This window comes from Chitinophaga sp. CF118, assembly GCF_900112615.1.
GTDB lineage: Bacteria > Bacteroidota > Bacteroidia > Chitinophagales > Chitinophagaceae > Chitinophaga.
The window spans coordinates 121202-147033 of sequence record NZ_FOMK01000006.1; the positions used below are offsets into that span (position 1 = coordinate 121202).

Here is a 25832-nt window from a genome sequence, read left to right on the forward strand (position 1 = left end):
GACTATAGATGATATGGCACTGAAGATACCATCTCATATTGCCAGCACCGGCTTTGCAGGGAAGCGGATCACTTATTCCTGGAACCTTAAGGTAGGACTCAGGCTTATTGAGTATGATGATACCCCTAAGGAGCTTCAGACGTATTTTGCTATTGATGAAGCTGATTTTCGCACTAAGATGGGCCTTGGTATTGCACTTACTGAATGGGTTGTCTGGCGTCTGTCTGGTTTGACTGACATAACAGATGCACTTCTCCGTATTGAAGCTGCCTGGGCCACTATTGTGCGGCCAGAACTAGCACCCGGATTGGATTACTTACTACCAGATGACCATAAGCTGGATCCGGTACTTCGACCACTTGAACACGCGATGCTGCATCATCGATATGGTACGGGAAAGAGACATCCCGGATAAGCAGAAACAGTATTTTATAAGATTTTACAGTTTGGACAAAGATTGTCCGGACTGGTATTCAGTTAATAAAAAATATAAGCTTAACTTATAATACGGACATAAGCAAATTGGTTAACTTTTCAGTAGAGATTTCAGCAGCCTCAATATTCTCAAATGGAAAATATATCTCTACCAAATCATTCACTCCCTTTACTTCAAGAGAATCATTATTGATAAAGGCTATCTTATTATAGCGAGCTTTCCAACCGCTAAGAGCATCCTCCTCTTTCAGCAGATCAATAATGACCTGTTGTATTTTTTGCGTAAGCTTTAATACCCTGTTTAATTGCAGACCATCTGTAGGAAGCTCCATAGCCGGTACTCCAACATTTATAGCATGCGCATTAAAAATAGCTTCTGAAAAAAGTTGAAAACCTCTTTGAACTGCTAACTTTCCTGAGATTTCGTAAGTCTCATTTTTTGTAAGCTTACCCAAAGACAGTATACTAAGCAGATCAGCAGGATTAATCAATTCAATGGACTCGATTTTCCCAACTGTAAGATGTAAAAACCTGGTTGTTAATGCATTTCTGTCATCGGCAACTTGTAATACCAGAAAGACTTCATCGTTTCTTACTTTACCAATCGTTACTATTACACCTGTATAGGAACGTCCGGCATCAGTAGTGAGGCATAATATTGTAGCAGGAAAATGTTCTGCTATATGAAATAAAAGTTCCTGCTTATTAATAGCAGGAACTGATTTTAGTAATTTGTTCATTGGATTTCTATAAATTTTTCATTAAAAGTTCTCCGAGTTCTGTAGCCCGTTCAGTAATATTATTTATATTATTGAATGGTTGATGATCTATTGTTAAAACACCGTCCTTGAATGAGTATGCGCCGGATGCATAATAGAAGCCCCCTTCATTTTTAATAACTACTTTTTTCAAGGCTTCCTGAAGTGCTTGTTTCCCCATATCATCGGCTGTAATTTCTTTTAATGCTTCGATTATAGGTGTGAAATATACCTTGGTAAAGCCTTCATCATACATCTCTGCATATTCATCTTCTGCTATACTATCCCAGTTTATCTCAAATTCGATTGTGTAACCGGCAAGTGCATTGATTTCATCTGTTAACTTTTTGTAGCTGCCATCCTGAAATGCTTTCAACGCTCTTTTTTCTAATAATCCCATGATTTTAATTTTAAGTTTTTTAAGAAATTTAGTAGAAGCCCGAAAGTAAGTGCAGGATGGAGTATGTAGAAATATTGGTCAACTACAAATACTCTACGCTTATTATATATATATACTACAAATGCTCTACAACTGTAGTGTGTTTTTTATAGTTAATTGATTTATATTGTGTTTGGTAAGCGAGGTCTGTTAAAATAAAAGTTCCTGCTTATCAATAGCAGGAACCGGGTTTAATAATTTGCTCATTGGATTTCTATAAATTTTTCATTAAAAGTGCTCCCAACTCAGTAGAACGCTCAGTAATATTGTCTACGTTACTAAATGGTACATGGTCTATTGTTAAAACACCATTACTGAATGAATAGGCATTGGATCCATAAACGAACCCTCCTTCATTTTTAATAACCACTTTCTTCAAAGCCTCCTTAAGTGCTTCTTTTCCCATATCATCAGCTGTTATTTCTTTTAAGGCTGCTATAAGAGGAGTAAAATATACCTTGGTAAAGGAATCATCATATATAGCTGCATATTCATCTAGTGCCAGGGTATCCCAGTTGATCTCAAATTCGATCGTGTAACCGGCAATTGCAGTGATTTCATCTGTTAAGGTTTTGTAGCTGCCGTCCTGAAATGCTTTCAATGCTCTTTTTTCTAATAATCCCATGATGTTAATTTTAAGGTTTTTAAGAAATTTAGTAGAAGACCAAAACTAAGTAGCGGGGGGAGTATGTACAAATATTGGTCGACTACAAATAGTCTACACCTATTCTACAGATGTTTTAAGATTATGATAATCAATTTATTGTAATTGATTATATAATTGACGATGTAGATGTTTTTAATGCATGTAGATCATTTGTAGTAGTACGATAGTTATGTAATCTCTTTCAGTAATGTATTTTTGACAGAACGATAAGAAGTTGATCAAATGAGTAAACTGCCACCAGAGATTGGATACATCACGGGGATAATTACAGAAACAGGTGTTATTGCCATTATAGCCGCATCTGAAGAACTGGAGAATAAAGACATACCCCATAGCTTACTGGCCATCTTAAAAGATAAAACCTGGAAGATATTCCAGGAAGATATGGACATTGTTTCATTAACATCCGGTAAAGGGAATTTCGCAAGACATGTAAGCTACATGGGAATCGATGGACAACTAACCATCAATGAACCCAGTGCTGTCCATAATGAACACGTCCACAAAGGCAAAAATGGCCCTAACAATCTGAGGACCATGAGTGAGGTCCGTGCCATTGGGGATTACTTCGTTGCTGTGGGTATGAGAAGGCAGGTTTACAGTAGAAAGATCATGAATGGGAAATGGGCGCGGCTGGATGCTGGTGTTATTCTGGAAGAAGATTCCCTGGAGATCGCAGGTTTTTTAAGCGTTGATGGGATATATGATAATGAAATCTACGCTGTTGGCTATCGCGGAGAAATCTGGATGCGTAAAACAAAACAATGGCAACAAATTGATAGCCCTGTAAAGACTCGCCTGGAATGTGTTCGCTGTGGGGCTGATGGTACCGTGTTAATCTGTGGCGAAAATGGGGTAGTGCTGAAAGGGAGAGGTACACAATGGAAGGTGATTCAGACAAATGAAACAGGGACATTCAAAAGCGCGACACAATTCAAGGGCCAATGGTATATAGCAGATGAAGAAGGGCATCTGTATATAGTCATGGACGATGGACTTCATCCTGAACCCGGTTTTGAGAAACTGGGCGCCACCAGTGGTACCATAGACTCAAATGAAAACACCCTACTCTCAGTTGGAGAAGAAGACATCGTGTTATTCGATGGCAAAAAATGGCAGCGACTGAAGCATCCACCTTTTAAATAAAAAATCTACAAATAATGAATGAACATACTAAGTCTGAAAAATTCGCCAGTAATTTTCATGGTAATAAACTCCCTGAAGAGTTATCAGCGCTGTTTGAATTCGAACAGGAATATGGTACTGAAAGCTATTCGCAATGTTTTTACCTTGATAGCGATGGTGAATCAGCCATTTCTTCCTGGTCAACAGATAAAGATTTTTTAAAGATGCTGATGCCATTTGCTGTTGCAAATGGTTCCGGTTCTATTTATGTATTTTGGGATGATGGGAAAGGCAAGTCTTTAAAAGAAATGCCCGTTGTTGTATTCGGTGATGAAGGTGGTGTTCATATTGTGGCAAAGAATATCCTTGAGTTAATGCAGTTGCTGACATTCGATCATGAAATATCGGTATATCACGATGAAGCCTATTTTTATAAAAGTGAAGATGATGATGAGGAAAGCGAGTACGCACAAGTCTATAAAGACTGGTTGAAGGAAACATTTAATATAGACGCTATAGATAAACCCGATGTAATAATAAAAACCGCACAGGATGAGTTTAAAGCTTCATTTGGTGCGTGGTTCGCACAATACTATAATGAATAATAAATGACCAACTCAGAGAAAATACCTGCATTTAAGCGCTGCTTATACATCGTTTAACATTACAGAAAAACTTATTTCAGAAAATAAACTGGATATAACATAGGCCTCCCCTCACGGGACACGCAAATATTAATATTCAAAAATAACAAAGGATGATGGATGAATGGTACAGAAACAAAACATGGAGTATTGAAATAAAGACCGCTTTTTTCGACAAGCTGCAGCAAGTTGAACATAACATGCGGGTAACAGCGTTACAGATTCAGGGAGATACTTTATCCAGAAGTAAAGATGAAGGAACGCAACAAGCAGGTATTGAATTGCTTCAAATGATAATGACCGGATATCCTGATGAAATATATATCATTGCTGTTGTACAGGGTATTCTGGGAGACTACTATTACCAGAGAAGTGATTTTGAAAGTGCAGAGACATATTTGCAATCAGTAGTTGATTTTCATAAAAAATTCAAGCGGGTTGGTGTTATTCGTAGAGAAGATCTGCTGCTTGCTGAAATCATCATACTGCGCAAACAGACAGACAGGTTAGAAGAAGCCTTGCAGTTGGTCATTAATTATCCGGATTCGGGAGGTAGCTTAAGTGAAGATCATGAACAACATCACTATTATGAACTGCTGGCACATTTATGCTACCAGTTGGATAGAAAAACCGAAGCCGCTGGCTACGCCATGAAAGCAATTGAAATAGCACAAAACATGGAGTTGGATTTCATGATCTCGAAAAGTGCTACGATGGAAAAATACTATCAGCAGTTGCCAGATTTGCAACAAATAGCGGATTATGAATCCATTTGAGAATATAGCTGTTGAGGATTGGTTCAGGCATAATCGGGATAGTCCCTGGTATGGCCGTTATTCGTTGGTCTTTCACCAGGTTGTTCCATTCCCGAAATTTAAGTATGACAGGATGGTCCTGAAGTTGAAAGATGATAAGGATGCACTTGAAATGGCATTATTCATCTATAACGAGCTTCCGGATCAGGTTCGTCAGCTCATCAGGCTTCAGAGACAAAAAGATGTTCGCGGGCAATATGACTTTCTTGAAGCGGATGAATATTTCTTTGATGTTTACATGGCAACTGATAAAGTTTATCTTCCCATTGAAAATATTTATTTTGCTGTTCAGGTGTTAGCGGATGTTATTGAAGATTGCCATTTCTTTATGTATTGTTCAGATGGTGATTGTAGTTGGATCGATGAATATAAAATAACAGATGGAAGATTTTCTTTTAACAGGGATATATATGAGGAAATACCTACGTATGCATGGTATTTGGATTATTATATAGCAAGAGCCAGGGAACATCCGGATGATGTTGTGTTCATGCGGTTTACACTATATCGGATCTATAAAACAATTCTTTACCTGATAAAGAAATATAAGACGGGGATGGAGATACTGGCGACAATTGATCTGGTACAAAAAACAGACATGACAGAGGAAGAAAAGAAATATTTTGTTAGCTTTTATAATTTAGACAGAGATTGTGGGGATTGGTATTTATTGAATGAAAAATACAAACTTGAGGAAAAATATGAAAACATTTAAACAACGATTCTGGAAATGCGCTAAATGGTTTGGCGGATTATTTATTTTAATGTTCTTATTCAGACTGATGTACGGTTACATTGGTAATGACGTTGCTTATGGAAGCGAATATTCAGATGACTTCTTTAGTAGTGTAGGTAGCTTAAGGAAGAACTACGCTTCTGAAAAATTGCAGATTAAACAGGGAAGTATGCAACCTGCTAATATGCCCGTTTCTCAGAAATATGAGAAAACGGCTACTGTTAAATCAAAGACTTCACAGTTTGAAAAAGACATCAACAATATTAAAAAAGAAGCGACTCTTTTTGAAGGAGTTATTCAATACGAACAAAATACAGGGAATAAAGGAAGCCGGCAGATTCACCTGCTGATTGGTATTAATCCTGAGAAATTCGATAGCTTCTACGCCACCATTCAGCACATCGGGCTGGTGAGATCCACGGAGATTACAAAGATTGATAAAACTAATGAATATCGCCAGCTGAATGCAAAGAAGGCGTCTCTTGAAAAGAACCTGACTTCATTAAATGAGTTGAAATCCAGAGGAGGTGCTATTGGCGATTATATTCAATTGCATGATAAGATACTGGAGATAGAAACACAAATGCAGGAATTGGGAGTTGAACTGGGTAATTTCGATACGGAGAATGAATTCTGTACCGTTAGATTCTCTCTGTATGAAGGTGCTCCTGAAAAGAAAGTAAGTGTTGCCAGAAGAGTTAAAGTAGCATTAGAATGGACAATAAAATATTATGCCGTTTTAACATTTACATTATTAGGACTGGTAGCCACCATATTTATTTTGTTATTAGTTATTGATAAGCTGAGAATAGTGAAATTAGTAACAGACAAAATGAAGAGTTGATTCGTAATTTCTCTGAAGAATGCTTGCAATATGACCGGGCAAAATCAGCATGTAATGGAATTAGCTTTCCCTATTGAATCTTTCCTTCAGATAAAGGAGGATGTAATTTCAAATCGCGAGAATCTTGAGAAAGAGAAATCTGTCTGGCTATCTGTAAGGAAACTTGCTACTGAAGAAGATTTAAATCTGCTTGACGAACAGTTTAAAACGGAATTCGAAAAACTGGGAAGTCTTTTCCTGAATCCTCCTTCAACCGAACTTCAGAATGTCCTGGTATCTCTTCAGGTACTTGTTCAAAAAGGAGCATCTGCTAAACGTTTGGGGAATGATGAATTAGGCAATTACAATCTTGCAATGGCAATTAAGAACATTCCTATAATAACAAGTAAAGCCAGTTTGGAAATAGCTTGTGAAATTATTAGAATAACTATAATAGCAGAGGCAGATCTAAACTCGCAAAAGGCTTACGCAGGTAATGGAGGATCTAACAGTATAGAATGGATTTGTTTGTACCTGGCAGCTGGGGTTGGAAACGAAAGCTATATTCATAATATGGATCATTATGAATATTGTTATAAAATATTTTGCTGGATAATTGAAAGCGAAATTCTAAAAAATACAAGTATCTATAAGTTTAACCCCTTTTCGATTTTTATTATAAACTTAAGAAATTCTCCCGAAGCTTTGGATTTACAGGAGAAGATAATATTAAGGATGATTTGTTTAGGAATCTCTCCATTTCCTCATGAAGAGATATATCAATCACTTTCATTTTTCAATCGTATTGCTCCTGTAAATTTAAAATGGATTGGTATTCTTTTTCCATATGAAAATGACTACATAAAGCCTTATTTAAAGGCTATGAAAATGAGTATTAATGAGGAAATTGTTACGGGTTTGATTAATAGTTGTACAAGTAGCAATACAGGCAGGAAGTATTTTAAAGTATTCTTTTCCCTTCATGCTCACTGGCTGCTGGAATTTATCATCGAATCTGTACCAGAAACAATTTTTAGCCTGGTAAGAAGAAATGAGAAAGATCTTCTGGTTCCGTTCCTGAAAAATTTCCAGCCTGCAATGAGAAATCTGAGAGATAAAAAAGGAAATACTCTATTGCATCAGGCAATGCTTTGCAGAGGTTTAATTGAGAACACAATTCAGCTTTTACTACAGGCAAAGTTTTCTTTTCATGTAATTAATAAAGATGGGATCACTCCATTAGAACTTGCATTGAAAAATAACAGAACAGATTTAACCCGGTTGTTAAAATAAATCCGTTATAGCCTCCACTGAAGTACTCGGATATCCGATACAGCCTTTTTTTCTTATATTTTCCGAAAAAAAGATGGTGAAAAACAAAAGGCGTGACGGATTTGAAGGTGAAAAACTTATCAGTTTGCCAGAGGCTGTCTGTACCAACCTGGTAAAGAACTACCCTGCTACCAGCCAGATCTACATTACGCATATCGGGTATTTCCCTAAGGCCACCTTCCACCACCGTCAGCGAAGAAATGGTTGCAGGGATAACATCCTGGTCTATTGCATGAGAGGCAAAGGATGGTATAAGATAGGCAGTAACCATTATGTGGTAGCCCCTAATCAGTTTGTAATCATACCTGCTACCAGCGAATACCTGCGTTATGGGGCTGATGAAGATGATCCCTGGACGATTTACTGGGTGCATTTCAGCGGAAAGGATATGAATGGGTTTAATAAATCATTTGGTATAGGAGTTAATGACGGTCCCCGTCAGATCCCTTTAAATGAAAAGGGACTGGAAATCTGGGATACTATGTACCAGAGTTTAGCAATGGGATATAGTACGGAGAATCTATGTAATGCCAATTTATGCCTGTATCATTTTCTGGCTACGTTTTTATATCCTGATAAATACCAGCATGTGCAGCAGTTGGAAGAGAACTGTATTACCCAGGCTATCTTACATATGCGTAGAGAGCTGCACGCTAAGCTAACGGTAGAAGAGATGGCCGCGAAGCATCATCTGTCTGCATCTTATTTTTCCACGTTATTCCGCAAGGCTACAGGCATGCCGCCAATAGATTATTTCATTCACCTTAAAATACAGAAAGCCTGTCAGTTATTATACAAGGATAATATAAAAGTAAAAGAGGTGGCAGAAGCGGTAGGTTATGATGATCCTTATTATTTCTCCCGGCTCTTTAAGAAATATATGAATGTATCGCCGGAGCAGTATAAGGCAATGAGAGAAAAATAATAGGATAATCCATTATAATGAAAGAATAGACCATTTTGAATATACCCACCTACACCTAATTTTATACCGTTATGAAGAAACAATTCCCGAACGGTTAGAACCAATCAAAATCTAATATTTTTTACTGATTCAAACTTCCACGAGTATGAGAAGCAGCAACCTATGTTGTAATGCGTTATGCATTACTATATTGCTCTTATTCACCTGTATCCGCATCTATGCACAAACACCATCCAAAATTACTGTTGTCGGTAGGGTTACTGATTCTATTGGTAATGTAATTCCGGGTGCCAGCGTTGTCGTTGAAAATAAACGGAATATAGGTGCTTCCACAAATGAAAACGGACAATTTATCTTAGACGTATCTCCCGGTACCAGGCTGGTAATAACAGCCATAGGGTTTCAATCTAACAGCGTATTGATAAAGTCCGCAGACACAAAGATCAGTGTTGTACTGAAAGAGAAAAACTCAAAGTTGGAAGAGGTGGTTATTACCGCTTATGGTAAAAAACAACGAAAGGAAGCCGTAGTAGGTTCCGTTACCAGCGTACAACCTGAGAATTTAAAGATCCCTTCCAGTAACCTGACCACCGCTCTTGCCGGACAGGTAGCCGGTATCGTTGCTTACCAGCGAAGCGGGCAACCCGGGCAGGACAATGCTACTTTCTTTATCAGGGGTGTGACTACATTTGGCTATAAGCAAGACCCGCTGATACTGGTCGATAACGTAGAACTGACCTCTAATGATCTGGCCCGCTTACAGGTAGATGATATCGCCAGTTTCTCTATTTTAAAAGATGCCAGCGCCACTTCATTGTATGGCGCCAGAGGCGCTAACGGTGTGATCCTCGTTACCACTAAAGAAGGAAAAGTAGGAAAAGCGAAAGTAAACGCCCGTATTGAAAACGGCATCTCCCAACCTACACAACGTTTGCAGATTGCAGACCCGATTACTTATATGAAACTGTACAATGAGGCGATTACTACAAGGAATCCGCTGCAAGCACCATTGTTCAGTCAGAATAAGATCTTAAATACAGAACAGACATTGAAAAATGCACCGGGTAGTAACCCTTACGTCTATCCGGCGGTAGACTGGATGAAACTGATGTTCAAAGACCGCACTACTACCCAGCGGGCTAACCTGAATGTGAGCGGTGGGGGCGGTGTAGCCCGTTATTATGTGGCGGGTTCTTATAACCTTGACAATGGAATTTTAAAAGAGAATAAGGCTAACAGCTTTAATAACAATGTGAAGTTTCAAAACTACCAGTTAAGGTCTAATGTGAATATCGATGTGACAACTACTACAGAACTGATAGTAAGACTGTCTGGTAACTTCAATGATTATAACGGGCCTATTACCAATGATGCATCTTTTGCTACTGACCTTTACAGTCAGGCCATGCATACCAGTCCGGTGTTATTCCCTGCAATGTATGCTCCGGATGAGGCAAACATCTATACAAAGCATATCCTGTTCGGCAACTCCAATGAAGGTGGCTCAGCAATAGGTGTGGGGTATACCAATCCGCTGGCTAATATGCTGAAAGGGTATAAGCGTTTTTCTGAATCGAGATTGTCTGCACAGTTTGAGGTAAATCAGAAATTAAGCTTCGTAGTTCCTGGGCTAAGTTTCCGGGGATTGTTCAGTACCAACAGGTATGCCTATTTTGATAATCAGATGGCCTACCAGCCGTTTTTTTACAATATTGGCACCTACGACCAGCTAACGGATAAGTATACATTAAAATGGCTTAATCCGCAAACTACAGGGGGTGGGGTAGCTACGGAGTACCTGGTGTATTATCCCGGATACAAAAACATGAACACCTTTTTGTACCTGCAGGGTGTTCTGGAATACAGCGGGGATTTCGGAAAGCATAATGTAAGCAGCTCCCTGGTGGCTACCCGTCAGCAAACGCTGTATGCCAATGCACTGGATCCCAATACACAACAACCGAGCTTACAGTATTCATTACCATACCGCAACCTGGGACTGGCAGGCCGTGCTACGTACTCGTACAACCGCCGTTATTTCCTGGAGTTCAGTTTTGGGTATAATGGGTCGGAACGCTTTTCGGCAAACCATCGTTATGGATTCTTTCCTACTGTAGGTGCTTCGTGGGTAATATCAAATGAATCATTCTGGAAAGGAATGACTGGTTTAGTGGACAGGTTAAAAATAAGAGGCAGTTATGGGCTTGCAGGCAATGATGCGATTGGTTCCCAACGCTTCTTTTATATGTCTGACGTAAACCTGAATGCAGGTTATCCTACTTACTTTGGAACAAATAATGGGTATATCCGTAACGGTGTGTATATAAATAATTACGCTAATCCCGATGTTACCTGGGAAACTTCCAAACAAACGAACCTCGGAGTGGAAGTTACACTGTTTAAAAACCTGAACATCATTGCGGAGATTTACAAACAGCATCGAGAAAATATCCTGATGAACAGAGCATCTATTCCTTCTACAATGGGACTGGAAGCCGGTATTGCAGCCAACCTTGGTTCTGCATCTTCAAAGGGGCTTGATCTGGAAATGAATTACAAACAGAATTTCGGTGAGCATCTGTGGATATCTGCAAGGGGGAATCTTACAGTTACAGAAAACAAGTATGAACATTATGAAGAACCGGTATATGCTGAGGCATGGCGGTACAGGGCAGGGAAACCTATCAATCAGAATTTCGGATACATTGCGGAAAGACTTTTTGTAGACGATAAAGAAGCAGCGGTTTCTCCCCGGCAGATCTTTTCTAACAATGGTATTGCTCCGATGGGGGGGGATATCAAATACAGGGATATTAATAAAGATGGGCAGATCACAGAAGCAGATAAAGTGCCGATAGGATTGCCTACCACACCACAGATCGTTTATGGATTCGGATTTTCTGCAGGGTACAGGAATTTTGATCTGTCTGCCTTTTTCCAGGGATTGGCACGAACTACCTTATTTATAGATCCCAGGTATGTTAGTCCGTTTGTTATACCACCATATGGATCTAACATCAATGGACAATCGCAGTTGATGAAAGCCTGGGCTGATGATCACTGGTCCGAAGAAAATCAGAACCTGTATGCGCAATATCCAAGGTTGGGTACCAGTGCTACGTTGATAGACAATAATCTGCAAACAAGCACCTGGTGGATGCGTGATGGAAGTTTTATCCGGCTGAAGTCCCTTGAATTTGGGTACACCTTACCAAAGAGTTTATTGAAGAGAGCATCTGTATCCAATTGCAGGATCTACTTCAGCGGGTTGAATCTGTTCACCTGGAGCCGCTTTAAACTGTGGGACCCTGAACTGGGCGGTAATGGATTTGCCTATCCTGTGCAGAAAGTTTTCAATGCAGGATTAAATGTTAACTTCTAAAACTACAACGATGAGAAGTATTTATTTCCTGATATTATTGTTATCTGCTGTTTCCTGTAAGAAATATCTGAATGTAACACCAGAAAATGTAGGCACACTGGAATATGCTTTCAGGAACAGGAACGAAGCAGAGAACTATCTCTTTACATGTTATTCCACTTTACAGTTTTTTGCCAATGTGACAATGAATGCAGGGTTTACCAGTTCTTCAGAAATTATATATCCAAATAACCTGAGCGAACATCCTGTATTTGAAGGAGGCTTTAATATGATACGCGGTACACAAAACGTTATTTCTCCTTCATTGAATTACTGGGATGGAGACAATGGTGGTGTGCCATTATATGTTGCTATTCGCAGGTGTAATACTTTCCTGGATAATATAGACCTGCCGGTAGATCTTTCCGTTGGGGAAAAAAAGAGATGGATTGCAGAGGCCAAATTCATGAAAGCCTATTATCATTTTTATTTAGCCAGGATGTATGGCTCCATTCCAGTGATCAGGAAGAACCTGCCGGTGAATGCTTCTACAGAAGCAGTGAGGTTGAAAAGAGAACCGGTCGATTCTGTGTTTAATTATATTGTACAACTACTGAATGAAGCGATTCCTGATCTGCCACCTTCTATTGAAAACCAGGTGAAAGAATTAGGACGTGTTACCAGTATAGCTGCAATGTCTGTAAAGGCAGAGGTGTTGGCTACGCAGGCTAGTCCGTTGTTTAATGGAAACGCCGATTATGCGGGGTTTAAGGACAAAGATGGAATAGCATTATTTTCATCCGGTTATGATGAGCAAAAATGGCAGCGGGCAGCGGATGCTTGTAAGGAGGCTATATTAGCCAGCGAAGCGCAGGGGCTTCATCTGTATACTTTTATTGTGCCTGCCAACATCAGTAAGTTATCTGATTCACTTAAGCAATTATTAACTATTCAAAATGCTGTTACAGAGAAATGGGATGTTAACCCTGAATTGATCTGGGCGTTAAACCCAACGTTTGGGTATCAGTCGTGCTGCATACCCCGGCTGACTTCCAAAGCTGTGGTAAATGTAACTTCTGCGTCTTCGAATTTTGCAGTACCGGAGTCTGAAACGGAGTTGTTTTATACCCGTAACGGGGTACCTATCAATGAGGATAAAACATGGGATTATGCAGGGCGTTATGATTTGCGCAGCGGAGATCTGGCGAATAAATATTATATCCGGGAAGGGTATGAAACAATCAAGGCTCACTTTAACCGGGAACCCCGCTTTTATGCCAGTATAGGTTTTGATGGAGGGATCTGGTTTGGAAATGGGGTGCTGGATCAGGAGAATGCATTGTCTGTACAGGCAAGAGGGAATACTTCTTTTGCAGGACCCAAAGACCTGATCAGGATTAATATTACCGGCAACTGGCCTAAGAAACTGGTGCATTACCAGACTGTTTTTGATGATGGCTTGCAGGAAGTTGCCTACCACCTGCCTATGATCAGACTGGCCGGCTTGTATTTGTTATATGCGGAAGCATTGAATGAAGTGAAGGGACCAAATGCAGAAGTGTTTCAGTATATAGACCGGGTACGGCAGAGAGCTGGCTTGCAGGGGATTCAGGATGCCTGGAGTAACTATTCCCGGTCGCCAGGCAAGCCGTCCACTAAAGATGGTTTACGGCAGATCATTCATCAGGAGCGGAGAATAGAATTGTGTTTTGAAGCGCAGAGCGGATGGGATTTACGCAGGTGGAAAGAATTGCAGGGTGTGTTAAGTAATCCGCTGCAGGGCTGGAGTATTTATGAAACCAGTCCGGCTAATTATTACCGCTTACAAACGCAGCTGGTACCTTCTTATGGAATCAGGGAATACCTGTGGCCTGTGAAGGATATAAACCTTACCATAAATCCCAATTTAGTACAGTCTTTATACTGGTAACTATCAAAAAATGCAATTATGAAGAAAATATATAGTTGTTTATGTCTGCTGTTATTTTTCTCCTGTTCTAAACTGGAGAATTATAATGGGGTGGTATCTACAGATAAATCAAAGCCAGGTATAGTGACGGATATTAAAGTGATCAATTTTAACGGTGGTGCATATATTACTTATAGCCTTCCATCATCTGCTAATATCCTATATGTGCTGGCGGATTATAAAATAAACGGGACGCTTAGCCGGCAAACGAAGTCCAGTTATTATTCGGATACTATTGTTGTAAATGGTTTTGCAGACAGCAAAGAGTATGAAGTTACACTGCGTGTGGTAAGCCGTGCGAATATAATGTCTGATGCGGTGACCGCGAAAGTATTTCCGGATACACCTGTATATAAAAAGATTTTTCCTACGGTGAGTGTAACACCTGATTTTGGAGGTGTGAATATAAAAGCGCTGAATAAATTCAAACAACCTGTGGGTGTGATCCTGGTAGAAACAGATCCTGTTACCAATAGATATGAGATCAAAGACCAGTATTATACAAAGTCGGATACAATTGATTATTCTGTGAGGGGGATGGATTCCCTGCCTAAGAACTTTGGAATTTATATCCAGGACCAGTGGGGAAATATTTCGGATACGCTGAAACAGGTGATCAGTCCTATTTTCGAAACACAATTAGACAAGAACAAGTTTTTTGTAGATAAGTTACCTACAGATGCCAAAATAGGATATGGCTGGGAACTGCCGTATATGTGGGATGGTAATACCGATGGGAGTAGTACCGGTTGGCATACCGTTACCGGAAATACTTTTCCTATCACGGCTACTTTTGGATTGGGCGTGTCTGCAAAGCTTAGCCGGTTTGCATTGTGGCAGCGTACGGGGCAGTATACTTATAGTCATGGGAACCCGCGGGACTTTACCATCTGGGGTTCTGATAAAAATAATCCGGCAGATGTGCAGTTACCGGTAATTTCTGCACAGGGGGATATTGTGGGCGACTGGATCAATATGGGTAACTATCATTATCCCGATCCGCCATCGGGTTCCAGACCGGGCGCTGTGACAGATGCAGATATTGCGTTTGCTGAAGCAGGGGTGAACTTCAATATTCCGCTGGCGAATCCCAGGGTGAAGTTTATCCGTTTTGCAGTAGCTGATACCTGGTCGGGTGGAGATTTTGCGCATGTAATAGAAATTACTTTCTGGGGTAACCCGTTTTAAAATATGCAACTATGAGATTATTCATTTTAGCAGGTCTTATTTGCATAATGGGATGCAGCAAAAAGGCTACAGATTACCGCTCTTTTTTAAACGGTGGTGAGATCGTATATCCCGGTACTGTCTCAAATATAAAAGTGTCTCCGGGTAACGGACGTTTGCAGATCCGCTGGCAACCAAGTCCTGATCCCAGTGTGAAGAAGTATATTGTTTTCTGGAATAATGGTATGGATTCTTCGATTATACCAGCTACTACAAACAAACCAGGTGATACGGTGAAATGTATAATCAGTAACCTTGGAGAATACACGTACAACTTTGTGATCTATTCTTATGATTCGGCAGGTAACCGGTCAATTGCTTCAGCAATTAATAACGTAAAGGTATATGGCAATAATTATTTAAGCAGTTTATATAACCGGCCTTATGATGTTGCTGATCCTGGTGTATATAATACGCCTACTGCTGTTACATTAAAATTTGGCACACCGGATACAATCAATGTGACGACTGAAATCCGTTATACCGATGCGAATGGGATATCGCAGCAGCAGTGGTTATCTCCGGATAGTACCGTTATCAGTATTGGCAGCTATCAACCAGGGGCTGCTATTTATTACAAGTCTGGTTATATTCCAGTGCGCGGTGCGATAGATACTTTCTTTGTGACTTATTATGATTCTCTTCCGCATATACCTGTGTTATGTAATAAATCATTGTTCAGTGCTTTGCAATTACCTAATGATGTAGGTACTTATGAAAGTCAGACCGGATTGGATAAGCTGTGGGATGGAAGTGTGGGCCCACAATCGTACCCTGATATTTTCCATAGTGACGGAGATCATTCTTTACCACATCATTTCACATTTGATATGGGACAGCTGTATAAGGAGTTAACACATGTAGAAATTACAGGCAGGAATTGCTGTAATAACCCGGATCATTTTGAAGTATGGGGAATTGCAGATACCACTAACGCTGCTACAACATTGCCGGGTAATGATGCTGGCTGGAAGGCAGAAGCAATGGCAAAGGGCTGGATATTGTTACAGGAAGTTACAAGAACTGATGATGGTATTGCACCATTTAAAATCAATCTGAAGGCAGATATTCCGGCAGTAAGGTATATCAGGATCAGAGTGCTGCATGTAACGAGTGGGGATGGAAATTATAGTAATATTAGTGAACTGTCTTTTTGGGCAAGGCCCTAAAATATATATTATCAGGTCTCAATTTTATAAATCATGAAACAATTAGTAATCGTATTCTTTTTATGCCTGTCACATGCAATGGCGCAACAAAAAATGGTAGATCCGTCTGTTAAAACACCGGCAAAGGTAATGGACGATTTTATGAGCAAACGCTTTGGAATGTTTATCCACTGGGGCCCAGTAACATTGCGGGGCACAGAAATAGGCTGGAGTAGAAACAATGAAGTGCCGGTAGCAGATTATGATAGTCTGTATCATGAGTTTAACCCTGTGTTATTTAATGCAGAAGCATGGGTGAAAACAGCAAAAGATGCAGGGATGAAATACCTTACCATCACCTCTAAACATCATGATGGTTTTTGTTTATGGCCAACTGCTTACTCCTCTTATAACATTATGAACACTCCTTTTAAAAGGGACGTAGTAGGAGAACTGGCAACAGCCTGTAAAAAATATGACATCAAATTCTGTATCTATTTCACTGTACTCGACTGGCATGATAAAGATTATCCGATTCATAATCCACACAAGCCCGTTATTGATCCTGATGCCGATATGAACAAGTTTGTAGCCAGGATGAAAAATGAGTTGAAAGAGATTATTACCAGATATCATCCCTATATGCTCTGGTTTGATGGTAACTGGGAAAGTCCATGGAAACAGGATTATGCAGTAGATGTGTATGGCTTTCTTAAAAAGTTAGATCCGAATGTGATTATCAACAACCGGTTAAGTACAAGCAAACTACAGGATACATTGATCTCCGTAAGGGCAGGAGATTACAATACACCCGAACAACGAATAGGAGAAATGGATATGACTCAGCCATGGGAAACATGTATGACAATTGCAAACCAGTGGGCATGGAAACCTAACGATGGTATGAAGTCTTTAAAAGAGTGTATACAAACGCTGGCAAAATCTTCCGGTGGAAATGGAAACCTGTTATTTAATGTAGGTCCTATGATGGACGGACGTATGGAAGCGCGGCAGGTGGCTCGTTTGAAGGAAATGGGGATATGGTTGAATAACTACGGAGAAAGTATCTATAATACCAAAGGTGGACCTTATAAACCCAATGCAGCATATGCCGCAACACGTAAAGGAAATAAAATTTACCTGCATGTATTTGAAGCAAAACATACACTTGAGTTACCTGCTATTCCTGGTCGTAAGATTGAGAAAGCATACTTTTTAAAAGGAGCTACGGTAATGTATAAACAGGATACAAATACAATAACTATTAATTTGCCTGATCAATTGGCAGATGCAAATGATACAGTAATTGTGTTGGAATTAAATGGCAGTACAGCAGATATTCCGGTAATATGATTAAAGAGATAAAAATAAAAGATGCGCGCTTTCCGCTTGATAAAGGAGCCGGCAGTGATGCGATTCACCGGGACCCGGTGTATTCTTATGCCGTTACACAATTACAGGATGATAGTGGTCTTACCGGTACTGGCCTGGCTTTTACACTGGGGGAAGGGAATGATCTTGTCTGTAAGGCAGCACAGTTTTATGCGGAGATGCTAAAGGGGATGGATATAGAAAATTTGATGGCTGATTTTGGCAGGGTATTAAACGGGCTGTCTAATGAACAGCAGTTCCGCTGGCTGGGGCCACATAAAGGAGTGGTTCATCTGGCACTGGCATCAGTTACGAATGCCTGTTATGATCTGTGGGCTAAGAAGAGAGGTGTGCCGCTCTGGAAGTTACTAATAGATCTTTCTCCGGAACAGATATTGAATACACTGGATCTTTCTTACCTGGAAGATGAACTGACAAGGGAACAGGCCTTACAACTGATGAAAGATAATAGTACCGGTCGTATAGCAAGGGAAAAGATTATCAGCAATGGGTATCCGGGCTATGATACTTCTATCGGATGGTTTAATTATTCAGACGAGAAGGTAAGAGAAAATACAAAGATCGCTGTTGCAAATGGGTTTAATGCGATGAAGCTGAAGGTAGGTTCTGCAGATGCAATGCGGGATATCCGCCGGGCGCATATTGTAAGAGAAGCTGCGGGAGATGATGTGAAAGTGATGCTGGATGCTAATCAGCAGTGGACCTTGCCGCAGGCGTTGAAGATCTGTAAACAATTGCAGCCGATGAATCCTTACTGGATAGAAGAGCCAACCCATCCTGATGATGTGCTGGCGCATAAAACGCTTGCAGATGCGATTGCTCCTACACGGCTTGCATTGGGAGAGCATGTACCTAACCGGATTATTTTCAAGAATTATCTGCAAACCGGGTGTGCTGGTTTTATACAGGTAGATGCTGTTCGGGTAGGTGGTGTGAGTGAGTTTATTACCATCAGTTTACTGTGCCGGAAGTTTGGTGTTCCTGTAGTACCACATGTAGGAGATATGGGACAGTTACATCAGCACCTGGTATTGTTTAATCATATCGCTTTAGGACATGACGCATTATTTTTAGAACATATTCCTCATTTGCAGAAACATTTTGTGAACCCTGTGAAGATAGATAATGGTGTTTATATAACACCACAGGAGGCAGGCAGTAGTTGCGATCTAAAATTATAATTATGATTAAATCACTGGATCTTACTGTTAGTATCCTCTATATAATTGGTATTGTAAGTATAGGCTTATGGTCTGGTATCAAACACCGTAGAAAGAATAAAGGGAATGCTGCCAGTGAATATTTCCTGGCAGGAAAAACGCTGCGCTGGCCTATGATAGGACTGGCATTGTTTGCTACCAATATCTCTTGTGTACATCTGGTAAGTCTTGCCCAAAGCGGATTTGATACTGGTTTGCTGAATGGTAATTTTGAATGGATGGCAGCTTTTACTTTAATTCTGCTGGCGTTGTTCTTTGCTCCTTTCTACATTAAGTCCGGTGTAGCAACCCTGCCTGATTTTCTGGAGAAAAGATATGACAGGGCCAGCCGGGATTGGCTGACTATTGTATCAATAGTATCTGCCATCATTATTCATATCGCATTTTCCCTGCTGGCAGGTGGTATTGTGCTGCATACATTATTTGGAGTGGATATGTACACAAGTGTAATTATTATCTCCTTATTAACAGCATTGTATACCATTGTTGGTGGATTGACAGCAGTTGTTGTTACCGAGTCTATCCAAACGGTTGTACTCTTAACAGGAGCTGTGGTGATCAGTATTGCAGCATATAATAAGATGGGTGGCTGGCAACCCATGATGAATGTATTAGAGCAGCATCAGGAAATGAATAAGCTGTCAATGATGCGTCCGCATGGGGATGAAAGTGGTATGCCCTGGTATGCTGTTTTTCTGGGTTATCCGGTATTGGGTATCTGGTACTGGTGTGCGGATCAGACTATTGTACAACGTGTGTTAGGCGCCAAAGATGAGAACCATGCAAGAGTAGGGCCATTGTTTTGTGGGTTTATTAAGATACTACCGGTATTCATTTTTGTAATGCCCGGATTGTTTGCCTACACATTATCACAAACAGGATTGCTGGATGTGAGTTCGTTAAGGACGGAAACAGGGCTGAATAGTAAAGGAATTTATACCCTGATGATTACGCAATTGTTACCCACCGGTTTAGTAGGAGTGCTGGTAGCAGCACTGTTATCCGGTCTTATGAGCCAGGTATCAGGTGCCTTGAATTCCATTTCAACGATGGCGGGTTATGATATTTATAAGCGGTATTATCCAAACACCACGGACAGGCAACTGGTAATAGCGGGCAAGGTAGCAGCTGGTATTGCGCTGGTATTATCCCTACTATTAATGCCTTTACTAAATAGCTATGAGAGTTTGTTCAATGGTCTGAATGATATTATTGCACATATCGCACCACCTATTACCTGTGTATTTCTGTTGGGTGTTTTCTGGAATAAGGCTTCAGCTGTATCTGCAAAATATACACTATGGATAGGTTCTGCACTGGGAGTAATAGTATTCGTTATTAATAAACTATATCCGGATACTATTATAGGGCATATCCCTTTTATGATCATGGCATTTTACCTGTTTTGTGTTTGCATTGTGATGCAGGTGATTTTTTCTTATGTATATCCGGTAGAGCATACCGCAGAGAGTAGTACGTTGTTCTGGAAAACTCCCTGGGAGCCTTTGCAAAGCCCTGGATGGAAGGGGCTGTTGAATTATAAGTTTTTGTCTGTATTACTATTGCTGATAATGGGCATATTATTTTGGTTGTTCCGTTAAAATGAAACGAATGAAAAAGCTACTGATCATCAGTTTATGTATAGCTGCCTGTAACAGCCAGCCTGTTAAGCGGTATGGTATGATAACGGGTTTAAAGCCTGAAAAGATTGTGGAGTATAAACAATTACATACAGCAGCATGGCCGGGTGTATTAAGAAAGATAAGCGAAGTGAATATCAGGAACTATTCTATCTATCTAAAAAAAATAGATGACAAATATTATCTGTTCAGCTACTTTGAATATACCGGGAATAACTTTGATGCGGATATGAAAAAGATGGCTGCCGACAGCACTACTCAAAGGTGGTGGAGCATTACCGCTCCTATGCAGATCCCGCTGCCGGAAGCGGTAGTGGAAAAGCAAACCTGGACCAGTATGGAAGAGGTATTTCATTATTAATGTAAAACGATTGTATGGGTCTCTTAAGTGATAAGATTATTATTCTTACGGGTGGTTCTATGGGTATTGGTTTTGAGTGTGCGAAGAAATATGCAGAAGCAGGCGCGGTAGTGGTTGTACTGTCTAATGACAGCGTTTCCCTTGCAGATGCGATGAAGGAATTAGGTATGAATCATTACGGCATTTTATGCGATGTATCTGTAGGTGAAGAAGTGGCTATGGCTATTGAAGAAACGCTGCAACGCTTTGGACGGATTGATGTTATTCATAACAATGCAGGAATTGCAGCACCATCTAAACCTGTGCATCTTACAGAAGAGGATGAGTGGAACAGATTGTTTGATGTGAATGTTAAAAGTATTTACCTGACAACAAAATATGGTCTGGAATCATTGAAATTAACGCAGGGATGTATATTGAATACAAGCAGCCTGGTGGCTGATATAGGGCAGGAGAATCATGCAGCTTATACCGCTACAAAGGGAGCACTGAATAGTTTGACGAGATCAATGGCACTGGATTATGCACGCTTTAATATAAGGGTGAACGCGCTTGCACCGGCAGCAGTATGGACGCCTTTATTGCGGGAGTGGAATAGTGAACAGAACAATGAATCAATGGAAGAGTATCTGGCACAAATTCATCCATTAGGGTATTGCCCGGAGGGCGATGTGATTGCAGATGCCGGCGTGTTTTTATTGTCTGATAAAGCACGGTTTATTACAGGCTGTATTTTACCTGTGAGTGGCGGAGCTGAGCTGGGATATAGACGGCTTCATCATTAAGCCTGTTTATTTCTGTTCCTGTATTCAGTAGGAGATATCCCCATTAAACGGGAGAACATCCTTGAGAAATAATACTGGTCTTCCACTCCGGAAAGAACGGCAATCTCTTTAACGGTCATGGTGGTGAACAACAGGTATTGACAGGATTTCTGGATCTTAAGATGATTGAAATATTCAATGGGAGAGTAACCTGTTTTTTCCCGGAAGATAGCGGAGAAATGTGATACAGAGAGATTGGCGAAATTAGCGAGTTCGTTCAGCGTTAGTACAGTATGGATCTTTTTCTGCATCTGTGCGATTGTGAGAGCAATCACATCATCATCCTGTTTATTCTCTACATAATTAAATTTATCCTCGTATAGCAAAGAAGATAAAAAGTGATAAAAGATCATGTTCACATACCGGAGGTTATCACCACTATATCCTTTTTCCAGGTTTGAATAAATATCTTCAAACAGCCGGATTCTGTTTTCGTTGTAGCTTAAGTGAGGTTTGTAATTTTTAGATTTCTGAAGGATGAGTTCCACGATGTAAGCCGCAATTTCTCCTTTGAAATGGATCCAGTAAATTGTCCATGGGTCTTTTTCATTGGCGGAATAACGGTGTGGGATATTTGCCGGAATAGTGATGAACTGCGAAGGAGAGATTTCAATACGTTTTTTGTCTATCTCAATCCAACCGCTTCCTTCCACACAATAGATAATGATATGCTGACCCACTCCTGCAGGACGCTGAATATAATGTCCTTTTGCTTTGGGATAGTAACCAATATCTGTAATGTAGATCTGTTTGGTGATCTTGTCTTTGGTGAGGAAGTCTGCCATGATTTTTTTGGGCAGTACAATCAATTGTTGTCCGTCAAAACCTTGCCGCTTTCTTAATACTTTATCTTTCATCCGTGGAAATACCTTTTGTTAAAGATCAGCAAATAATCCATCATTTTCATAAAAAACACTATTCCCTGTGTAAATGTTTAACACGAAATTTGAGCTAATTCCACGTATAAAAACAAACTTTATGAAAAGACTGGTATCCCTGTATATCATGTTACTGGTTATGTGTATTCAGCTGTCAGCGCAAAACAGACCGGTTAGTGGCAAGGTACTGGATGCATTGACTAAAAATCCGCTTCCGTTTGTTACAATCACCAACCTTACCAGCAAAAGCGCTTCTATGAAAGCCGATGGGGCCGGAAATTTCTCCATCAATATTAATGGGAAGACAACGCTGGTATTTAGTTTTGTAGGATACAAACCGCGCACCGTAACACTTACAACGGCCGATACAGCTTTAACAATAAACCTCGAGAAAGACATTTCCGGATTGAGTGAAGTAGTGGTGATTGGCTATGGACAGCAGAAAAAATCAGATATCACCAGTGCCGTTGCGAGCCTTTCAGGTAAAGAGTTGAGTGAATTACCTGTTACTTCAATTAACAGCGCATTACAAGCCCGGGTACCTGGAGTGCAGATCAGAAGTGCGGGGTATCAGCCGGGGGCAGGTACTTCCGTGAAGATCCGGGGTATCAACTCCATTATGCAGGGAGGTGGGCCTATCTATGTGGTTGATGGAGTAATTGTAACCGGCGATATCCGGGAGATCAATCCATATGATATTGAATCGGTAGATATCTTGAAAGATGCTTCAGCTGCGGCTATTTATGGTTCCCGGGCATCTGAAGGAGTGGTAATCATTACGACCAAAAAAGCGAAAAGTGGCAGGGCTTCTATCGACTATAACGGGTATTACGGTATTCAGAAAATTAACCGGAGTTATAGTTTTGTAGATGGGAAAACGTATGCCGACCTGCGAAGACTGGCATGGAGTGATGAAGATCCTGCTGCCTGGCCTATGAGTGATACCACCGACAAGAAAATATTCAGTCCGGTAGAACTGAAAAGCCTGAAAGAAGGGAAAACCTATAACTGGGCAGATGCGGTTACACAGATTGCACCAATGCAAAGCCATACATTGAGCATCTCTAACGGGATCGGCAGAAATAAGATTTACCTGAGTGGTAACTATCTGGATCAGAGCGGGATCATTAAAGGTTCTAATCTGAAACGGTATTCACTAAAAGCAAATGTTGAATCCTCTGTTACAGATAAAGTATCCATTGGTATCAATACGAATTTCTCCCACCTGGATAATAATATTGTGAGCAATGAGGCATATTACAATGCTATTAGTATGAGTCCGCTACGTCCTATTTATGATTCAACAGGCAAGCCAATAGTGGATATAGATCCCAATACTGGTACCATTACAGTTACGAATCCACTGGCTTTAACCAACGAAGCAATTAATCATAGAGTAGATGATCGTTTAATCGGAAACGTATACCTGGATTATAAGCTGATTCCTAATCTCAGCTTCCGGTCAAATGCGGGGACTGATATTTATAAAAATCAGCAGTTTGAATACTATCCCCGATCTACGGGGGCGGGATATTTGCAAAAGGGAGTTGCTAAAGTACAGAACTTCGGCTACCGCGACTGGCTCTGGGAAAATACGTTAACGTACGATTATAATCCGTCGGAAAGGCATTCCATCAATATACTTTCCGGATTTACTTTTCAAAAAAGAAGGCAGGAATGGAACTTTGAACAGGCATCTGGTTTCCCTACGGATGAACTGACATACAAAAATATGAGCCTGGCCAACAGGAGAGATCTGATCCAGAGTGATTATTTCAACTGGGCTACCAGCTCTGTTCTCGGCAGGGTAATTTATAAATTCAAACAACGGTATATCCTGAACCTGACAGCCCGTTATGATGGCTCTTCAAGATTTGGTGCACAAAACCGTTATGGGTTTTTCCCTTCTATAAGTGGTGCCTGGCGACTAATAGACGAACCTTTTATTGGGATTAAGTTTAAGTCAAGGGTGAATGATGCTAAAATCAGAATCAGCTATGGTGTGATTGGTAACCAGGATATCTCTTATGATAATGTATTTGCGCGCCTTAATGCGGCCAGTTATCCGTTTAATGGTAGTACTCAGTCAACCGGCTATCAACTGGGCAGCAATCAGGGTAATAATGCCTTAAAATGGGAAAGTCAGTATCAGTTCAATACCGGGTTTGACCTCGCGTTATTTAGTTCAAGGATTCAGCTGACAGTTGATTACTATAACAAGAACGTTCATAACCTGCTGTTACAGCGCAATCTGGCACTCTCCCAGGGGTTTGATACCAAGATGATCAATGTGGCTTCCCTGAACACAAAAGGGATCGATATCGGCATTAAATTATCTCCAGTTAAAACTCCCAGTTTCGACTGGCAGATAGATCTTAACTTCTCAAAGTATAGAAGTAAAGTAACTGCACTGCTGCCAGGACGTGATTCATTAAGTCCTTATCTCAAAGTGGGAGAGGCACCTAACAGTCTGATTGTAGATTATGTGTTTGACGGTATTTACAATCAGGGAGATGATTTTAAACTGAATCCTACTGGCAAACCCGGAGATGTACGGATCAAAGATCTGAACAACGATGGTGTGATAAATCAGTATGACAGGGCCATTGTAGGGCGTACTACACCTAAAGGCTGGGGAGGTATCTGGAACTATTTCAGGTACAAGAGGGTATCGCTTACAGTGTTTGCGAGTTATATGTATGGTCACGATATTTATAACAAAGCATATACAGATTACCTCTATTCAAATGGTCGTAATGTGATCCTGAAAGAAGGACTGAATTATTGGTCGCCCACCAATACGAATACAAATATTCCCCGGCCCAATGCATTTGGTAGTTCTACACGTACACTTCCTGGTGGCTCTTCCAGTTTTGCTGTACAGAAAGGAGACTTTATCAGGATCAGGAATATTACTGTGGCTTATGATTTTTCACCCACACTGTTAAGCAGGATTAAAGTGAAGTCGATGGGGGTATACGGGCAGGTGCTGGAGCCATTCCTGTTTACGAAATATAAGGGGATAGACCCGGAGATTGATGCAGGCAGTTATGATATCTATCCACGGTTCAGTACTATCCTGTTTGGGGTGAAAATTGGTCTATAATCTTAAA

22 protein-coding genes are annotated in these 25832 nt (G+C 40.4%); 18 read left to right on the forward strand and 4 right to left on the reverse strand.

Annotation, left to right across the window (positions count from 1 at the left end):
* The first annotated feature begins 13 nt into the window (after nt 1-13).
* Complete coding sequence (locus tag BM176_RS22640) at nt 14-415, forward strand: hypothetical protein (protein WP_143097883.1); 402 nt, start codon at nt 14-16, stop codon at nt 413-415.
* An 85-nt stretch (nt 416-500) separates the two neighbouring features.
* Here BM176_RS22640 and BM176_RS22645 read toward each other — a convergent pair whose 3' ends face one another.
* From BM176_RS22645 to BM176_RS22655, 3 genes are all read right to left on the reverse strand, one after another.
* Entirely contained in the window at nt 501-1175 is a 675-nt protein-coding gene (locus BM176_RS22645) for a hypothetical protein (RefSeq protein ID WP_090106620.1), read from the reverse strand.
* A 7-nt stretch (nt 1176-1182) separates the two neighbouring features.
* Nucleotides 1183-1593: a radical SAM protein gene (locus tag BM176_RS22650; RefSeq protein WP_090106621.1), complete on the reverse strand. Its 411-nt coding sequence runs from the start codon at nt 1591-1593 to the stop codon at nt 1183-1185.
* Between the two features lie 253 nt (nt 1594-1846).
* Nucleotides 1847-2257 (reverse strand): hypothetical protein, encoded by a 411-nt coding sequence (locus tag BM176_RS22655; RefSeq protein WP_090106622.1) that lies wholly within the window; start codon nt 2255-2257, stop codon nt 1847-1849.
* A 264-nt stretch (nt 2258-2521) separates the two neighbouring features.
* Here BM176_RS22655 and BM176_RS22660 point away from each other — a divergent pair, with 264 nt between their 5' ends.
* The 16 genes from BM176_RS22660 (at nt 2522) to BM176_RS22735 (ending at nt 21802) form a co-directional block, all read left to right on the forward strand.
* On the forward strand, nt 2522-3445 hold the full coding sequence (locus tag BM176_RS22660; RefSeq protein WP_090106623.1) for a beta propeller repeat protein: 924 nt from the start codon (nt 2522-2524) through the stop codon (nt 3443-3445).
* Nucleotides 3446-3459: 14 nt separating this feature from the next.
* Nucleotides 3460-4029 carry a hypothetical protein gene (locus BM176_RS22665; RefSeq protein ID WP_090106624.1) on the forward strand — a complete coding sequence of 190 codons (570 nt, stop codon included), beginning with the start codon at nt 3460-3462 and terminating at the stop codon, nt 4027-4029.
* A 152-nt stretch (nt 4030-4181) separates the two neighbouring features.
* A complete protein-coding gene (locus BM176_RS22670; RefSeq protein WP_090106625.1) occupies nt 4182-4844 on the forward strand; it encodes a tetratricopeptide repeat protein in 663 nt (220 codons plus the stop codon).
* Nucleotides 4831-5598 carry a hypothetical protein gene (locus BM176_RS22675; RefSeq protein WP_090106626.1) on the forward strand — a complete coding sequence of 256 codons (768 nt, stop codon included), beginning with the start codon at nt 4831-4833 and terminating at the stop codon, nt 5596-5598. The genes BM176_RS22670 and BM176_RS22675 overlap by 14 nt, the downstream gene beginning before the upstream one ends.
* Nucleotides 5585-6463: a DUF4349 domain-containing protein gene (locus BM176_RS22680; protein WP_090106752.1), complete on the forward strand. Its 879-nt coding sequence runs from the start codon at nt 5585-5587 to the stop codon at nt 6461-6463. Before BM176_RS22675 ends, BM176_RS22680 begins: the two co-directional genes overlap by 14 nt.
* 54 nt (nt 6464-6517) lie before the next feature.
* A complete protein-coding gene (locus tag BM176_RS22685) occupies nt 6518-7735 on the forward strand; it encodes a hypothetical protein (protein ID WP_143097884.1) in 1218 nt (405 codons plus the stop codon).
* Between the two features lie 73 nt (nt 7736-7808).
* Complete coding sequence (locus BM176_RS22690; RefSeq protein WP_090106628.1) at nt 7809-8699, forward strand: AraC family transcriptional regulator; 891 nt, start codon at nt 7809-7811, stop codon at nt 8697-8699.
* Between the two features lie 145 nt (nt 8700-8844).
* On the forward strand, nt 8845-12081 hold the full coding sequence (locus BM176_RS22695; RefSeq protein WP_090106629.1) for a SusC/RagA family TonB-linked outer membrane protein: 3237 nt from the start codon (nt 8845-8847) through the stop codon (nt 12079-12081).
* A 10-nt stretch (nt 12082-12091) separates the two neighbouring features.
* Nucleotides 12092-13990 carry a RagB/SusD family nutrient uptake outer membrane protein gene (locus BM176_RS22700; protein WP_090106753.1) on the forward strand — a complete coding sequence of 633 codons (1899 nt, stop codon included), beginning with the start codon at nt 12092-12094 and terminating at the stop codon, nt 13988-13990.
* Nucleotides 13991-14008: 18 nt separating this feature from the next.
* Nucleotides 14009-15217, forward strand: a complete 1209-nt coding sequence (locus tag BM176_RS22705; RefSeq protein ID WP_090106630.1) for a DUF5000 domain-containing lipoprotein — start codon at nt 14009-14011, stop codon at nt 15215-15217.
* Between the two features lie 11 nt (nt 15218-15228).
* On the forward strand, nt 15229-16425 hold the full coding sequence (locus tag BM176_RS22710) for a DUF4998 domain-containing protein (RefSeq protein ID WP_090106631.1): 1197 nt from the start codon (nt 15229-15231) through the stop codon (nt 16423-16425).
* A gap of 33 nt (nt 16426-16458) precedes the next feature.
* Nucleotides 16459-17757: an alpha-L-fucosidase gene (locus BM176_RS22715; RefSeq protein ID WP_090106632.1), complete on the forward strand. Its 1299-nt coding sequence runs from the start codon at nt 16459-16461 to the stop codon at nt 17755-17757.
* Entirely contained in the window at nt 17754-18977 is a 1224-nt protein-coding gene (locus BM176_RS22720; protein WP_090106633.1) for an enolase C-terminal domain-like protein, read from the forward strand. Before BM176_RS22715 ends, BM176_RS22720 begins: the two co-directional genes overlap by 4 nt.
* Nucleotides 18978-18979: 2 nt before the next feature.
* Nucleotides 18980-20617 (forward strand): sodium:solute symporter, encoded by a 1638-nt coding sequence (locus BM176_RS22725; RefSeq protein WP_090106634.1) that lies wholly within the window; start codon nt 18980-18982, stop codon nt 20615-20617.
* A 10-nt stretch (nt 20618-20627) separates the two neighbouring features.
* Nucleotides 20628-21017, forward strand: coding sequence for an L-rhamnose mutarotase (locus BM176_RS22730; RefSeq protein ID WP_090106754.1), 390 nt, complete (start codon nt 20628-20630; stop codon nt 21015-21017).
* A gap of 14 nt (nt 21018-21031) precedes the next feature.
* Nucleotides 21032-21802 (forward strand): SDR family NAD(P)-dependent oxidoreductase, encoded by a 771-nt coding sequence (locus BM176_RS22735; RefSeq protein WP_090106635.1) that lies wholly within the window; start codon nt 21032-21034, stop codon nt 21800-21802.
* On the opposite strand, the gene BM176_RS22740 is transcribed toward BM176_RS22735, so the two are convergent.
* A complete protein-coding gene (locus BM176_RS22740) occupies nt 21799-22698 on the reverse strand; it encodes an AraC family transcriptional regulator (protein WP_090106636.1) in 900 nt (299 codons plus the stop codon). The genes BM176_RS22735 and BM176_RS22740 overlap by 4 nt on opposite strands.
* Before the next feature lie 121 nt (nt 22699-22819).
* Between BM176_RS22740 and BM176_RS22745 the strand changes: the two genes are divergently transcribed.
* Entirely contained in the window at nt 22820-25825 is a 3006-nt protein-coding gene (locus tag BM176_RS22745) for a SusC/RagA family TonB-linked outer membrane protein (RefSeq protein WP_177230500.1), read from the forward strand.
* Nucleotides 25826-25832: the final 7 nt, after the last annotated feature.